Below are 13,330 nucleotides of genomic sequence, written 5' to 3'. Positions count from 1 at the left end.
GAGTTCCGGCATTTAATATTGCGTGAGGAGCCGATATTCACTGCAAGGCCCCGAGCCCTGCTTCGGGGCTTCGCGCGACAGGGGCCAATGGTAAGCTCACTTGCGTCTATCGCGATTTCCCGAATTCCTTGCGAAGCTCATCCTTCGCATCTTCCAGCACTTCCTTGCGTTTTCCGGGCAACGTCCCGCCTGCACGGTTGACGTAAAACACCAGCATCGACATTGCAGACCGGAAAGGGCTGGTCTTGCGCCTGGAGGATTGTTCCGCCGAGGCTTTCAGCGAACGTGCGATCTGTGAGGGATCGTCTTTGGTGAACACCTCCTTCTCAAGATCGAGCGCATCGCTTTCCCTGGTCACCTTCTGTGACCACTTCTTTTTCTTTTTTGCCTTTTTCATCGTTCTCTCCCAGGGGATCATTATTTTCGTTCGGGGTCATGGGTGTGGTGACTGTCACGCTCACCCCCTCCCCCGGAAACCCTGCTCTTTGAACGTTTGTCATTGTCTGCCGCAGGTTTCTTGATCTCCAGGGGGGCCTTTGCGTTTTCATGGGAAGAGCCCGGCCCGCCCTGCCGGATACTTGCCGGTGTTTTCGTCGAGGTCGACATTTATTCCTCCTGTCGTCGTCGGGTGGCAGCGGACAAGCCGCTGGCCTATTGGTCGTCGCGGGTTTTCATTGCATCGGAAACACGCTTCTTCCGTGGGTCCTTGAGATTTTCACCGACAGCATCCCGATCGTGCTCGGGGTCGTCCGTGGGTTTCATGTAGCCTCTGGGTCGGCTTTCCTTCGGCCCTTCCCATCGCGGCGATTGTTCGGTGGTGCCGGGAGCACCGTCTCGTGGAGAATTATTGGTCATCATTGCCTCCGGTTGGGTTTCAACGCTCCCCAACCACTTTGCTGCGGCAATGTTCCGCGAAGACCGGGAGGCAACAGGAGGATTTTTTTCGAAACAATTGCACGCTCCACTGGTTAGGCGATCAAGAATTCAAACCGAGGGAACAGACGATGACGGATAAATCCGGAAAAACCGATCGCATCTCCAGAATGGCGCATGAGCAGCAGCAGGACTTTCTCCGACGCTCGTCCCTGCAATTCCTGGAATGCGCCATTCATCTTTGCGCGACGAATATGAGCATTTCCGAACTTGCCGCACGGCTTGAGAAACAGGCGCAATATTTGCGGCAGTTTGGCTAGGGACAGCCACTCCATGCGTCAGCGGCGACCATCGTTTCTTGGGAAGACCCGCCATGCCAAGATTTTTCTTCAATGTAATCAGCGGTAAAAACGTCCTTGATGACCCGGAGGGAAGCGAGCTTCCTTCCCTCGACCAAGCGATCGAAGAGGCGCGCAAGGACGCCCGCGCCTTGATGAGCGAGGCGATCCTGCAAGGGCGTGACATCTCCGAAGGATGCATCATTATCCGTAACAAGCAGCATGACTTACTGAAAGTCGTCCGTTTCACCGATGCGCTGGACCGAAAGGACTGAAAGGGTATCTATAGCGCGACGATCAGGATGAGACGGCGGCGACAATCTGGATAAGACTCTTATGTCGCGGTCGGCACGAAGGTATCATGCTGATTGTCGCTGGCAAGAGTCTCATCGTGTTGTGATTGCCGCTCCGCGACAAACTGGGAAGAGCTTTTGATTGTCGCGAAGGCGGCAGGTCTGCCGCGTTGGCGTTTGGCTTCCATGGCGGAACGTCGCCGATAGCTTTCGACGTTCATTTCAAAGATGGTTGCGTGATGAACAAGTCGGTCCACCGCGGCAAGCGTCATGGCCGGGTCCGGAAAGACGCGGTTCCATTCTCCAAAGGGCTGATTGGCGGTGATCATGATGAAACGCCGCTCATATCTTGCGGAGATGAGTTCGAAGAGCACGCTGGTTTCGGCCTGGTCCTTAGTGACGTAGGCCAGATCGTCGAGGATGAGCAGATCGAACTTGTCGAGCTTTGCGATGGCGGATTCGAGCTGGAGCTCACGCCGTGCGACCTGCAGCTTCTGGACGAGGTCTGTCGTGCGCGTGAACAGCACCCGCCAACCGTTCTCGATCAGTGCGAGGCCAATGGCTGCGGCGAGATGGCTCTTTCCGCCGCCGGGCGGGCCGAACAACAGGATGTTGGCACCTTTGGCGAGCCAGCTATCGCCGGCGGCAATCGCCATGACCTGGGCTTTGGAGATCATGGGCACGGCGTCGAAGGCGAAGCTCTCGAGCGTCTTTCCGGGCGGCAGATGCGCCTCGGCGAGGTGACGTTCGATCCTGCGATGCGCCCGTTCAGCCAGCTCGTGTTCGGCGATGGCCGACAGGAAGCGAGCCGCGGGCCACCCTTCACGATCGGCCTGTTCGGCAAATTGCGGCCACAGCGTTTTGATTGTCGGCAGCCTCAGTTCATTGAGCATGATGCCGAGGCGGGCTTCGTCGATGGTGTTGTGGACGTTCTTCATGCGGCTTCTCCCGCATAGGCAGACCCCATCAGGTCTTCATAGCTATTGAGCGGTGCGAGTTGCACATGAACGGTCGGCAGCTGATCCGGGTCTGGGCCGAAGATCGCTCTCAAGGCCACCAGGTCGGGCAGTTTGCGGGCGTCGAGCGTTCTGGCAAGCTCCTCGGCCAGTTCACGCTCGCAACCGCGATCATGAGCGAGCGCCAGCAATTCGACGGTGATCTTGCAAGCCTGTCGGTCAGGCAGTTGCTCGATGAGAGCGTCGAAAGCCCTTCGATATTCCGGCCGGGGGAAGAGCTTGTCGCGATAGACCAGGTTGAGAAGCGCCATGGGCTTTTTGCGCAGAGAGTGGATGACGTGGTGATAGTTGACGACCTGGTCATGCTTGCCGCTCGCGTGGGCGCGACCTCGCGGCAACGTCAGCAGATGCGTGCCGCCGATGAAGACGTCGAGACGATCGTCAAACAAACGCACACGCAGCCGGTGGCCGATCAAACGGGAGGGGACGGTGTAGAAGACCTTGCGCAAGGCGAAGCCGCCGGTGCGCGACACGGTGACGACCACCTTTTCGAAGTCGGTGGTGCGGCGATCGGGAAGTGCCTGCAGGTGCGGGCGCTCGGCATCGATGCGCTTGCCATGTGCGGCATTGCGGCGGCTGACGATCTCGTCGATGAAGGCGCGGTAGGAGCGGAGATCGTCGAAGTCTCGGGTGCCGCGCATCAGGAGTGCATCGCGGACTGCGTTCTTGAGATGGCCGTGGGAACTTTCGATCGAGCCGTTCTCGTGGGCGATGCCCTTGTTGTTGCGGGTTGGCGTCATCCGGTAATGAGCGCACAAGTCCTCATAGCGGTTTGTCAGATCGACCTTGGCATCGGCATCGAGGTTGCGGAAGGCAGCCGACAGGCTGTCGCTGCGGTGATAGAGCGGCGAGCCGCCAATGGACCACAGGGCGTTCTGCAGTCCCTCCGCCAAAGCGACGAAGCTTTCGCCGCCAAGAATGACATGGGCGTGCTCAAAGCCCGACCAGACCAACCGGAAGTGATAAAGCAGATGGTCGAGCGGTTGACCGGCAATCGTCACGCCGAGGCTGCCCATGTCGGTAAAATCCGACAGCCCCAACCGGCCGGGCTCGTGCGTCTGGCGGAAGATCACCTCCTGTGCCTCACCGTGAATGGCCCGCCATGACCGGATGCGCCGCTCAAGTGTGCGGCGAATGCCTTCGGGCAATTCCGGATGACGCCGCAGCATCTCGTCGTAAACGGCGACCGCACGAATGCCGGGAGCAGCCTTGAGGAGCGGAACGACCTCCGCATCAAAGATATGCTCAAGCGGATCGGGGCGACGCCGACCGCGGGGCGGCTTGTTCTGCGACGGAAGGCGCTGCTCTTTCTCGATGCGGAATGCCGTCGCCCGGCTGATCGACGCCTTCGCGGCGGCGACCTCAACAGAATGCGTTTGTCGATACTTCATGAATAATCTCATCTGATGATCGGTTACATGGCGACCCGGCACAAAGGTGGTTCTCCATTCCAGAAAACCGCCACCGTAGCGGGCCGACCGCAATCATGAGACGCCTAAAAATTGCGCCGCGGCGGGGGTGTAACTCCGGTCGGGCTACGCCCTCCCTTCGTCACACCCCCGCCGCCGAGTCTCATCCTGATTGACGCTGAGTCTCACCTTGATTGTCGCCGCGCAGGTATCATCCATCCGCATACGGGCCATCAGTGTTTCATATTCTCTTTCGGGGACGCCATAGGTCATGTCGGCGACGTCTTCCAGTATGCCGCGATTGACAATGCGGACATTTCCGCGGCTGGCGCGAATGGCATGAATGCCTTCGAGAACATGCAGCTCGTTGGTAATGCCCGGCCGCCGCACGCCAAGAACGGTGGAGAGAAACTCATGGGTAATCGGCAGATCATCCGTATCGAGGCGGTCATGACACATCAGCAGCCAGCGTGCGAGCCTTTCCCGCAGACCATATTGCCCATTTGCAAGCACAAGCTGGCCGGCCTGAAGCAGGCAGATGTTGATATAGCCCAGCAAAAGCTCCCGCAGGCGCGCGTCTTCCTCCATTTCCCGCCGTATTTCAACGGCCGGAATCAGGAAGCCACGACCGCCCACGCCCATGATGGTTTCGTCCGGCGTGGTTTCCGCGCCCAGCAGAACGGGCCAGCCGGTGATGCCCTCTCGCCCAACAAGCACGGCTTCAATGCTTTTGCCGCCGTCATCATGAACAACCGTCGATGCAAGACCGGTTTCGATAAAACAGAGATGAGAAATGGGCTTGCCAGCGGCAACGAGCCGATGTCCCGCCGGCAGATCCACGGGCTCCAGCCGGGACGCAAGCTGCGACAGGCGTTCTGTGCCGAGGGTCTTCAACAATCGGTTATAAACAAGAAAATCTGATCCAAGCATAGCGGTTCGCCCGGTTCGCCCCTCTGCTCGAAAACATCAACCTGCGGCAGTCATATTAGCAGCGGAAAATCTCATGAAAACAGTGAGTACGTTTTCGTACGAATTGGTAGAACGGATCGTTCCTGCACCGCAGAATGGCCGCAAGTTCAAATTTTGACCGATTTTTCAGGCAGCATTATACATCGAAACCCGGTCATTGGGTATGTGGACCCCAACCGTCACGGAAGGGGGAGATGGCCGTATCAGCGGGGAGCCACCACCTTGGCACGAAGCACGCGCAAAAACCGTCCGCCACCCGCCTTCCAGCCCGAAAGCGCCGGTGCGCGCTCACTTAGCGCTTTGCGCAAGGAAGCGGAAAGCTGTGAAAGATGCGATCTCTACAGGAACGCTACCCAGCTTGTTTTTGGCGACGGCGACACCCGGGCGCGCGTTGTCCTCGTCGGCGAACAGCCCGGCAATGAAGAAGACCTGAAAGGACGGCCTTTCGTTGGTCCGGCCGGCCGCCTGCTCGACGAATGCCTCAAAGAAGCGGGTGTGGATCGTTCGCAATGTTATGTGACCAACGCCGTAAAACATTTCAAATTCGAGCAGCGTGGGAAACGACGTCTGCATGCCCGCCCGAACGGCGGGGAGGTGCAGCGCTGCGCCTGGTGGCTGGGTGCAGAACTGCGGCTTGTCGAGCCAGACCTTATCGTGGCGATGGGCGCCACGGCCTTTTACGCGCTGACGGGACGCGCAAGCGGCGTGACGAAGAAACGCGGGCATGTTCTTTTGACGCCGGGCGGCACACGCCTTCTCGTCACTATCCATCCGTCTTATCTGCTGCGCCTTCGCGACCGGCAGGAGGCGGATCGACAGCACCGCGCCTTCGTCTCCGACCTGCACAAAATAGGCGAAATCCTTGACGCGACGACTTAGTGAAACCGGCCTGCCGCAATCGCCCCAACGTGAGGAACAAGCTTTTCCCATCGTGGTTAGGTGCGACCGAACAGGGAGGCTTGAACACCATGGAAAAGAGCATCGAATACCAGATCATCGCGCATGAGAACGGGTGGGCCGTTGTCGTCTCTGAGGTCATGAGGGCAGTTTACCCCAGCCGCCATCTGGCTTTGGCGGCTGCGAAGCTGCTGGAGAGCAATGTGGTCCCAACGCACGAGGCGGAACGCCTTGCTGCGACCGCCCATCTGACCCTGACCGACACCACGGCACCGAACCGGTTGCGCACCTCCCTGCAACTGATGGTGGCTGTGCCCTATCAGGTGGATATTCCCTTGCGGCGAAGAAGCGAAGAAGTCTGCTTTCCATCGATCGGCAGCTTCGATCTGGTAGCTGGCAAAGTATAGACCGGAACCGGTCCCGGCCTCGCCTCACACCGCGCGGCCGGGATGTGTTCCTGTCAGAAAATAGAGTGCAATCGCAACAGCGAGGGCAAATATGACCAGCGTATAGACCATCATGGTTTTCCACGTCCGTTTGCGCCCTCGAAAATCGCCATCATCTATGCCGATGGGCGAGAATTTCGAGTCGAGCCTTTCACTTAACGGTCGGTTCATATCCTGTTCGGGCCTGATGCTTTCCCGCGGCTCATCAGCCATGTCATTATTTTTCCCCGCCATCGGATACCTCCCCTATGGATGAATACAAGTTCGCATGGACTGACCTAAAGACGGATTTGATCGGTGGAAACGGCTTTATGGCTCACGCCCGCCTCCAGGCACGCGGCAATCAGGTGTTCCCGCGCAACGGTTGAGGAGCCATTTCGCAACAGAGCGAGTCGGCAACTCCTGAGGGCAAGACGATAGTGGACACCGGTTTTTACCGGCCAGTGTTCTTCCAGCAGAGAGATTGCCTCTTTCATGTCGGCGATCAGAAACTGCCGGCTGACCAGCGAAATCTCAAGCGCACCGGCACCGATCAGCGGAATGGTGGTCATTGTCTTATCTTCCCTCGCTAACACCGGCTCGCATCTCGAAGAAGGAGATCCTTCCAATCCGGAAGACGCCCCAACCCCGCTCATGCGCAATTGTTCCGCCGCAAGACGCTAGAACATCAGATCATTACCTCTCGAATTCGAGTATTGGCCGCTGTTTTTCGGGATCAATTTCTGACATTGCAGCACTCCCCTCGCGCTTATTTGATAAATTCAGTGACCGGGCGGCTGAAATCGTCTTGCTCAGGCGTTATGGTGGGGAACAGGCACACGCATGCCGATGGGTGTGCGAGGAGTAAAGCATGCAGACCGTTAAACGCCTCACCATCGCAATCATCGGCATGACAGATACTGTTACATCGGAAATCCGAATGGCGTGGTTTCATGCCCAAATCGGCCTGGAGGGGCCCTACTCGGCCAGCTTCATTGAAAGTGAAGACGCTCTCAAATTTGCCGCGGCGATTATTGACGTTCGTTACGAGGCGGACGTCATGCTGCGTCTCACCGAACAACTGGACGAAGAGGCAATTCCTTATCTTTTTTTCGTGCCAGAGACGGTTATTGACAGCGAGCCGGGACCTTTTGTCCTCTCCGCACGTTCGGAAGACATCGAAAACATTGTTTCCGCTTTGATGGCGCAAGGAGGGGGCATCAGACATTAAAAGCGAGGCACGTGTTATGCTGAAACAAGCCGGGGGCGATGGCGAAGCGAATTTTCTGCTTTCTCTTCTGCCAGATGACATCAGGCGTGAAGTAACGGGCGTCTGCATACCCATCAAGCTCGCATTGGGCGATGTGCTGATACCCGCCGGCGCGCCCGTCGAGCGTGTTTTCTTCCTGTCATCCGGGATTGCCTCCGTCGTGGTCGTCACCAAATCGGAGCGCAAAACCGAAGCGGGGCTTGTCGGGAGAGAGGGATTTGTACCGACAGGGGCTGTCGCCGGCGCGGAAACAAACCTGACTGAAATCGTGGTACAGGCTCCCGGCGAAGCCCTTTTCATGGATATGCGGTCGTTTGAAGCGCTTCTTGAAAAATATCGGGTCTTTTTCGACATTCTTGTCTGTGCCCTGCACATCTCAAGAACGCAGGTGGAATACACGGCGTCTTCCAATGCCACCCAGTCCGTAACGGAGCGGCTCGCCCGCTGGCTGCTGATGTGCCACGACCGCGTAGAAGGCAATCAGCTGCCACTGACCCACGACTTTTTGTCCACCATGCTGGCCGTCAGGCGCGCAAGCGTAACGGACGCCCTCCACCTTCTCGAAAGCCATGGGTTCATTCGTTCCGAAAGGGGAAGAATTACGATCAGGAACCGCGAGATGCTCGAGACCTATGCGCGCGATCTCTACGGCATGCCTGAAGAGGAAAGCAATCGTATATTCGCCCGCTTTCTGCCCGAATACCAGTCTGAAATCCCGCTTGGCGACCTCGTCATTGTCGAAAGCAGCGGGGTTCGGTAGTCCGGACGGCCTTCTCAATCGTCGTTCGGTACGCTTCCGAACATTTACGTTTGGCCATTTCCCTATAGTATGGATTCATCTTCCCTCACGCTGTGAAATGCAGGACGCGTTTCAAGGAGGTGAAATGCACGCCAATCACGAGTACCAGAGTTCCGGAATTTTTCTGAACGAAGACATCAACATCGTTAAGGCAGCCTACGAGAATGTTCTGTCCGCAGAACGCGACCCGGCTTTGTGCCGGGCAGACGTCGCCCGCTATGTCCTGAAAATGTATGATCGCGGCGTTGTCGATCCCCTGAAACTTCAGCGGCTCGCAACTCTCTATTTTCGAACCAAATTGCTTGTCGGCTGATTTTCCGGCCTTACCCCGCTGTCGTTCGCCTTGGTCTCAGGTTCGGTGACGTCTGAAAGGACGTTCCTCTACGGTTTCGGATAATCGCGTACCTCGTCATGCCAAGGGACAGGGGAACAAACCTGCGCAAGCATGGTTCGGGTGGCTCCACTGAACTCATGCCGGACGAGGTATAACATGACCAGGAAAACCCTCCCCATTCCCGAAGAGAACAGAAGCCAGCAAGGGCCCGGCGACAACGACCGTCTGAACACGGAAGAAACCTCCGCCGTCAAGGAACAGAAGGTTTCAACCCAGACCGGGAGGCAGGCAAACATAAAGATAAACACGACACATCAAGGTCACCACCAAGACAGGTAGCGCCCACCAGTCTGCGGCGCCCGGCTGGCTGTCACCAGCACTCAGTCCAGATTTCGACGTAGCGACTCCCTCGCCCTGTTGACGCGGCTTTTGATGGTGCCCACACGGCAGCCGCAGATGGCGGCGGCATCGGAATAACTCGTCCCTGCCGCCACGAGCAGCAGAGCTTTTTTCTGGTCCTTGTCGAGATGGCGGATAGCCCGCATGACCTCCTGATGCTGCACACGCCATTCCTGGCTGGCAGGGGTAGACATGGATTGCTCGATACCGACCGGCAAGCCAACGCATTCACGCCTCGACACCTTGTAGCGGGTGCAGAACGTGTTGCGCAAAATGGTGAAGAGCCATGATTTCAACGCCGTGCCGGGGGTAAAACCATGCAGAGCCCGAAGCCCCCGCAACATCGTCTCCTGAACGAGATCGTCAACATCCTCCTCATTTCTGACGAAGCGGCGCGCAAAAGCCGTCAGGGCCGGCGCCAGTTCCGCAATACCGATGCGCAACACCTCCAGCTGCGCTTCACTCAATGTGTTTTCGGAAACTCCACTCACAGCGTGCTTGGCCATTTTCCCATCCTTTCACCATGGGAAATGTCTCGGCGGACGCTTAGTTGCTGTACGCCAACGTACAATGGCGAAATCAATGGAGATTTCGACGGCGTCGATTGGAAAACCGCAGGCGCGCGCGATACTTTAGATAGGACAGTTGGTTTCAGACCTCATCCGCGCGCCCGGGCGGTTGCCTCCGCCACCTCTGTTCGATCATGCGTTCCGCGTTCTTTCTCGCCTGTTCCCGGTCCCGGCGGCTTTCTTCACTATCACCGGAACGGGCATCGTCCGTACCGGGCTCCGGCTGGGTGTCCTTGTCGGGTCGGTTCATCGCTTCATCTCCGCTTATGGTTACAGGAATGACGGATCCGCTATCCGGCAGGTCTTCTAACCGCAGCGTCATGGAGAGGTTCCGATCTTGCTGAGGCATTGAGGGAACAGCGGTGCTGTAAAACTGTTAGGAAGGGATCAAGGAGGACGTCATGAACAAGAACGACAAGCTGAAGCAGATTCACAAGGACAGCGAACCGCAATTTGCGCGCGGGAAGAAAACCTCGAAAAACAACGGCGTGGCGAGCGCGAAGCCAAGGGTTATCACCGGTTCGGACGACGCAACGGTCAACAGACTGCCGCCCGGCGTCAAGAAACCCGAGAAGGACTGGGATTTGAACTACGACGAACGAGATACCAGCGAGGGCAATTTCCAGGGTTAATCCGGTCGCACACCACAATCTTCACCGAGCCAGGTCCTCGATCGCAAGTTCGATGGATTGTGGCTCGGCGCCTTCTTTTGTCTGCACTCTCAAGACGCTGCCGGTGTTCAGCACGCCCTCGAGCACCGTCCGCTCCCCCACTATGATCTTAATCACCTTGGGACTGGCCGCCTCGATATTCAGGCTGTTGCTGGTTTCGTGATCAACGGTTTGGGCCACGGTGGAGCCTCCGGTTCATGTGAAGATAGGCGGCCTAACTTCGCTCGGGCAAGCTTGTTCCTTTTCTTCGGTCAAGACGTACGGTCAGCCCATCATCAAAACGGCGGAACCTTGGCGACAGACCGCTGGCTGCTTTAGGCTCCAGACTCAATTGATCCACCATGTGACGATAGCTGCGATGTAGCAGGTTGCGGCGAAGTTGATCATGAGCTTGTCGTATCGGGTTGCGACACGCCTCCAGTCCTTGAGACGGCAGAATGTCCGCTCGATGATATTCCGTCTTCGGTAGCGACCGGGTCGAACGGTCTGATCCTCTTTCGGGTTGGATTATTGGGAATGACTGGTTCCGTGCCGCGTATTATCAGGAAGCTGCGCAAGGCGTCGCTGTCGTAAGCCGTATCTGCGGCGCAGAGCCGTGTTGGCGGCAAGGGCTCAAGGAGCGGGATGGCAACGGGTGCATCACCGCGTTGCCCAGGCGTTATTCGCAACGCAACTGGACGGCCGCAACCATCGACAACAGCATGGATTTTTGTCGATCTGCCGCCTCTCGATCGACCGATTGCTTCGCCATCCGCCCCCCTTTTCCGCCAGCGGCAGAACGGTGTGCTTTTGCGGTAGTGCTATCGATCATATGGATGTCCCGATCGCTCGTTTGCACCAGAGCTTCAAACAGTCGCCGCCATATCCCTCTAGCTGACCAGCGATGGAAGCGATTATAGACCGTTGTCGAAGGCCCGTAGCAGGATGGACAATCCTGCCACCGGCAACCGGACCGCAAGACGTGGATGATCCCGCTGATGACCCGGCGGTCGTCAGTACGATGAGCGCCGGGTTGGTTGGTCGGAAGCAGCGGCGAAATCACCGCCCACTGATCGTCATCAAGCCAGAATTCGCCTGCCATGGTCAAACACTCCTGCTTCTGCAGGCAATGAATCATGGATAGCTAATCCCATCAACAATTTGATTGGGTTTCGAGCCTAGCCGATCGCCCGAAGCAATTCTGATATTAGGGGCCCATGAACCGCGAAGCGGACTGCCTGGGAAGCGCCGCAAGGAGTGTCGCCGTATCGCACACCTGCAACTGCGTCGAAAAACGGCCGGACAGCAGTTTCAACGCCGCATCGTGCGTCGCATCCCTTCCGCTACAAAGCGCGTCTTCGACCAGAATGACGTAAAAACCCTGGTCTATCGCTCCCAGAACGGTGGCGAGAACGCAGACATCTGTTTCGCCGCCGGTAATCACCAGTGTTGAAACCCGTTCCTCCCGCAGGATGTCGCCAAGGCCTCCATGCAGCCAGGGGGAGTACACGCTTTTACGAAAGATACGGGCGGGCGGTATGTAGCGCGACAGCGCTGGTATAACACCGATCAGTTCCGGGGCCAGCGACTGCTGCGTCATCATCGGCCATTTTTCATAATAGGCCCGCCATGCACCGGGGGCCTGCTCGACAGATTTCGGCGGCACAAAACAGGTGAAGATGCATCGGGCGGGGTCGCCTTGAACCACAGCCTCCACCTCCTCGCTGATGCGGTCCATCCATTCGACATGCCATGGCGTATCCTCGGCGAAAACGCGTTGCATGTCGACGCACAGGTGCCGCCAGTCTCCCTCGGCAGAAAACTCGATCAATTCCTCCTCCCTATCCGCCGGTCTCACTGTGAGGAGCGGCAACGGGTTTCGATTCCGGCGACCCGCGGAAGCGCAGGAAGATGGAGAGAACGACGAGAACCGCGGTCGAAAGAAACTCGGATTGCCAGTTCTGAAAGGATTCAAACCAGAATTCCACACTTCCCAGATGCGCAAATAGCGTTGTCTCGGGCTCACCGTGCATGGCGGCTTCCACTGCCCCCGCGTCAGCGCTGTATTTCAGATGGAGAACAAAACTGACGATGAAAAGGAAGAACAGCGCCAATCCCAGAGAATAGGAATAGAGGGCGCGGATAAATCCCCCTGCTTTCACCGGCCAGGGCGCCTCGGGATCACCTGCTTTTTGTGCGGGATCTTCATCCTGCGATGCAGCTTTATCGGGGTCCCTGGATTCCGACGAGCCTCTCTGAAAAAGAAATGCGGTCAGCATGACATATGCCGACATCTGGAGAAATTCGCTCTCCCAGTTTTCGAACAGGGCGGAAAGAAAATGGCCGCTCTTTGCGTAGGAAAGAAGCGTCAGGGGCATCGCCTGATGCTGCGCAAGCTCCTCGTTGTAAACGACCCAGCCGGTCGCAAGCATGCCACCGATTGTCAACAGGGAAGTCAGGACAAGGACAATCGTCAATCCATTGTCGCGAAAGAGCCTCATGGTTCAGCCTCGCATGAAAGAGACAACTGTAAAATTGGAAGTGCCGCCGGTATCGGCGGCACGTCCGCGTGACGGCTCATGCCGCCTTGGATTTAGCCTTCACGTTGGCGCGTGCCTGGGCAAGCGAAGAGAGGGCCGTATCCGTTGCGCTTTCCTCGCCCAGCGTCTGTTCGAACAGTTTAGCGGCTTCCTTCATGCCGAGTTCGACCGCCCATGTCTTCAATGTGCCATAACGGGTGATCTCGTAGTGCTCCACGGCCTGCGCCGAAGAAATCAGCCCGGCATCGAGCGCGGGAGAGCCCTTGAACTCCTCCATGATTTCCTCGCCTTCCGAAATAATGCCCTGGATCGCTTCGCAGGTCTTGCCGCGTGCCGGCTTGCCGAGCAACTCGAAGACATTCTGCAATCGCTCCACATGAACCTCCGTCTCGTCCCTGTGCTTTTCGAATGCCGCCTTCAAATCCGCTGACTGCGCAGCCCGCGCCATTTTCGGGAGCGCCTTGAGAATCTGGCGTTCCGCGAAATAAATATCCTTCACCGTATCGAGGAAAAGGTCTTCCAATGTCTTCTCAGCCATTTTTAGTCTCC

The 13,330-nt window shown here is 57.5% G+C and carries 22 protein-coding genes and 1 pseudogene; 8 read left to right on the top strand and 15 right to left on the bottom strand.

Features of this window, described 5'->3' with window-relative positions; all coding sequences use genetic code 11:
- Positions 1 to 106: 106 nt before the first annotated feature.
- From ACFPWW_RS07600 to ACFPWW_RS07590, 3 genes are read right to left on the bottom strand one after another with little or no spacing between them, the layout of a single operon-like run.
- Positions 107 to 397, bottom strand: coding sequence for a DUF3175 domain-containing protein (locus ACFPWW_RS07600; protein WP_377311273.1), 291 nt, complete (start codon positions 395 to 397; stop codon positions 107 to 109).
- A 20-nt stretch (positions 398 to 417) separates the two neighbouring features.
- Positions 418 to 606, bottom strand: coding sequence for a hypothetical protein (locus ACFPWW_RS07595; protein WP_078051594.1), 189 nt, complete (start codon positions 604 to 606; stop codon positions 418 to 420).
- A gap of 45 nt (positions 607 to 651) precedes the next feature.
- A complete protein-coding gene (locus tag ACFPWW_RS07590) occupies positions 652 to 855 on the bottom strand; it encodes a hypothetical protein (RefSeq protein WP_377311287.1) in 204 nt (67 codons plus the stop codon).
- A 149-nt stretch (positions 856 to 1,004) separates the two neighbouring features.
- On the opposite strand from ACFPWW_RS07590, the gene ACFPWW_RS07585 reads away from it, so the two are divergent.
- Both ACFPWW_RS07585 and ACFPWW_RS07580 read left to right on the top strand, forming a co-directional pair.
- Entirely contained in the window at positions 1,005 to 1,193 is a 189-nt protein-coding gene (locus ACFPWW_RS07585) for a hypothetical protein (RefSeq protein ID WP_377311272.1), read from the top strand.
- A 53-nt stretch (positions 1,194 to 1,246) separates the two neighbouring features.
- Positions 1,247 to 1,486, top strand: coding sequence for a DUF6894 family protein (locus tag ACFPWW_RS07580; protein WP_080629468.1), 240 nt, complete (start codon positions 1,247 to 1,249; stop codon positions 1,484 to 1,486).
- Between the two features lie 59 nt (positions 1,487 to 1,545).
- Here ACFPWW_RS07580 and istB read toward each other — a convergent pair whose 3' ends face one another.
- From istB to ACFPWW_RS07565, 3 genes are all read right to left on the bottom strand, one after another.
- The gene (gene istB, locus ACFPWW_RS07575) at positions 1,546 to 2,442 is read right to left on the bottom strand and encodes an IS21-like element helper ATPase IstB (RefSeq protein WP_377311271.1); all 897 of its coding nucleotides are present in this window, start codon (positions 2,440 to 2,442) and stop codon (positions 1,546 to 1,548) included.
- Complete coding sequence (gene istA, locus ACFPWW_RS07570; RefSeq protein ID WP_417715074.1) at positions 2,439 to 3,953, bottom strand: IS21 family transposase; 1,515 nt, start codon at positions 3,951 to 3,953, stop codon at positions 2,439 to 2,441. The genes istB and istA overlap by 4 nt, the downstream gene beginning before the upstream one ends.
- A gap of 102 nt (positions 3,954 to 4,055) precedes the next feature.
- Positions 4,056 to 4,859, bottom strand: a complete 804-nt coding sequence (locus ACFPWW_RS07565; protein ID WP_377311270.1) for a Crp/Fnr family transcriptional regulator — start codon at positions 4,857 to 4,859, stop codon at positions 4,056 to 4,058.
- Positions 4,860 to 5,120: 261 nt separating this feature from the next.
- On the opposite strand from ACFPWW_RS07565, the gene ACFPWW_RS07560 reads away from it, so the two are divergent.
- A complete protein-coding gene (locus ACFPWW_RS07560) occupies positions 5,121 to 5,777 on the top strand; it encodes a UdgX family uracil-DNA binding protein (RefSeq protein WP_377311285.1) in 657 nt (218 codons plus the stop codon).
- A gap of 89 nt (positions 5,778 to 5,866) precedes the next feature.
- Positions 5,867 to 6,202: a hypothetical protein gene (locus ACFPWW_RS07555; RefSeq protein ID WP_377311269.1), complete on the top strand. Its 336-nt coding sequence runs from the start codon at positions 5,867 to 5,869 to the stop codon at positions 6,200 to 6,202.
- 24 nt (positions 6,203 to 6,226) lie between these two features.
- Here ACFPWW_RS07555 and ACFPWW_RS07550 read toward each other — a convergent pair whose 3' ends face one another.
- Both ACFPWW_RS07550 and ACFPWW_RS07545 read right to left on the bottom strand, forming a co-directional pair.
- On the bottom strand, positions 6,227 to 6,475 hold the full coding sequence (locus ACFPWW_RS07550) for a hypothetical protein (RefSeq protein WP_377311268.1): 249 nt from the start codon (positions 6,473 to 6,475) through the stop codon (positions 6,227 to 6,229).
- Positions 6,476 to 6,519: 44 nt separating this feature from the next.
- Entirely contained in the window at positions 6,520 to 6,792 is a 273-nt protein-coding gene (locus ACFPWW_RS07545) for a DUF982 domain-containing protein (RefSeq protein WP_065656249.1), read from the bottom strand.
- Between the two features lie 299 nt (positions 6,793 to 7,091).
- Between ACFPWW_RS07545 and ACFPWW_RS07540 the strand changes: the two genes are divergently transcribed.
- From ACFPWW_RS07540 to ACFPWW_RS07530, 3 genes are all read left to right on the top strand, one after another.
- On the top strand, positions 7,092 to 7,451 hold the full coding sequence (locus ACFPWW_RS07540) for a hypothetical protein (RefSeq protein WP_377311267.1): 360 nt from the start codon (positions 7,092 to 7,094) through the stop codon (positions 7,449 to 7,451).
- Positions 7,452 to 7,467: 16 nt separating this feature from the next.
- Positions 7,468 to 8,250 carry a Crp/Fnr family transcriptional regulator gene (locus ACFPWW_RS07535; RefSeq protein ID WP_377311266.1) on the top strand — a complete coding sequence of 261 codons (783 nt, stop codon included), beginning with the start codon at positions 7,468 to 7,470 and terminating at the stop codon, positions 8,248 to 8,250.
- A 124-nt stretch (positions 8,251 to 8,374) separates the two neighbouring features.
- Complete coding sequence (locus tag ACFPWW_RS07530; RefSeq protein ID WP_065656246.1) at positions 8,375 to 8,602, top strand: hypothetical protein; 228 nt, start codon at positions 8,375 to 8,377, stop codon at positions 8,600 to 8,602.
- 401 nt (positions 8,603 to 9,003) lie between these two features.
- Here the strand turns inward: ACFPWW_RS07530 and ACFPWW_RS07525 are convergent, their stop codons facing one another.
- Together ACFPWW_RS07525 and ACFPWW_RS07520 are read right to left on the bottom strand one after the other, a co-directional pair.
- Positions 9,004 to 9,528 (bottom strand): sigma-70 family RNA polymerase sigma factor, encoded by a 525-nt coding sequence (locus tag ACFPWW_RS07525; RefSeq protein WP_377311265.1) that lies wholly within the window; start codon positions 9,526 to 9,528, stop codon positions 9,004 to 9,006.
- A gap of 145 nt (positions 9,529 to 9,673) precedes the next feature.
- Positions 9,674 to 9,913: a hypothetical protein gene (locus ACFPWW_RS07520; protein WP_377311264.1), complete on the bottom strand. Its 240-nt coding sequence runs from the start codon at positions 9,911 to 9,913 to the stop codon at positions 9,674 to 9,676.
- Between the two features lie 79 nt (positions 9,914 to 9,992).
- Between ACFPWW_RS07520 and ACFPWW_RS07515 the strand changes: the two genes are divergently transcribed.
- Entirely contained in the window at positions 9,993 to 10,223 is a 231-nt protein-coding gene (locus tag ACFPWW_RS07515; RefSeq protein WP_377311263.1) for a hypothetical protein, read from the top strand.
- Positions 10,224 to 10,244: 21 nt separating this feature from the next.
- Here ACFPWW_RS07515 and ACFPWW_RS07510 read toward each other — a convergent pair whose 3' ends face one another.
- From ACFPWW_RS07510 to ACFPWW_RS07490, 5 genes and pseudogenes are all read right to left on the bottom strand, one after another.
- On the bottom strand, positions 10,245 to 10,442 hold the full coding sequence (locus ACFPWW_RS07510; RefSeq protein WP_377311262.1) for a hypothetical protein: 198 nt from the start codon (positions 10,440 to 10,442) through the stop codon (positions 10,245 to 10,247).
- Positions 10,443 to 10,589: 147 nt separating this feature from the next.
- Positions 10,590 to 11,343: pseudogene (locus tag ACFPWW_RS07505) on the bottom strand (IS5 family transposase).
- 105 nt (positions 11,344 to 11,448) lie between these two features.
- The gene (locus ACFPWW_RS07500) at positions 11,449 to 12,072 is read right to left on the bottom strand and encodes a cysteine hydrolase family protein (RefSeq protein ID WP_377311261.1); all 624 of its coding nucleotides are present in this window, start codon (positions 12,070 to 12,072) and stop codon (positions 11,449 to 11,451) included.
- Positions 12,073 to 12,082: 10 nt separating this feature from the next.
- Positions 12,083 to 12,742: a DUF6766 family protein gene (locus ACFPWW_RS07495; protein WP_377311260.1), complete on the bottom strand. Its 660-nt coding sequence runs from the start codon at positions 12,740 to 12,742 to the stop codon at positions 12,083 to 12,085.
- Between the two features lie 76 nt (positions 12,743 to 12,818).
- Positions 12,819 to 13,319, bottom strand: coding sequence for a ferritin-like domain-containing protein (locus ACFPWW_RS07490; RefSeq protein WP_003520646.1), 501 nt, complete (start codon positions 13,317 to 13,319; stop codon positions 12,819 to 12,821).
- Between the last annotated feature and the right edge of the window lie 11 nt (positions 13,320 to 13,330).

This window comes from Rhizobium sp. GCM10022189 (assembly GCF_042656325.1).
GTDB lineage: Bacteria > Pseudomonadota > Alphaproteobacteria > Rhizobiales > Rhizobiaceae > Rhizobium.
This window is presented reverse-complemented; position numbering and strand designations above follow the sequence as displayed.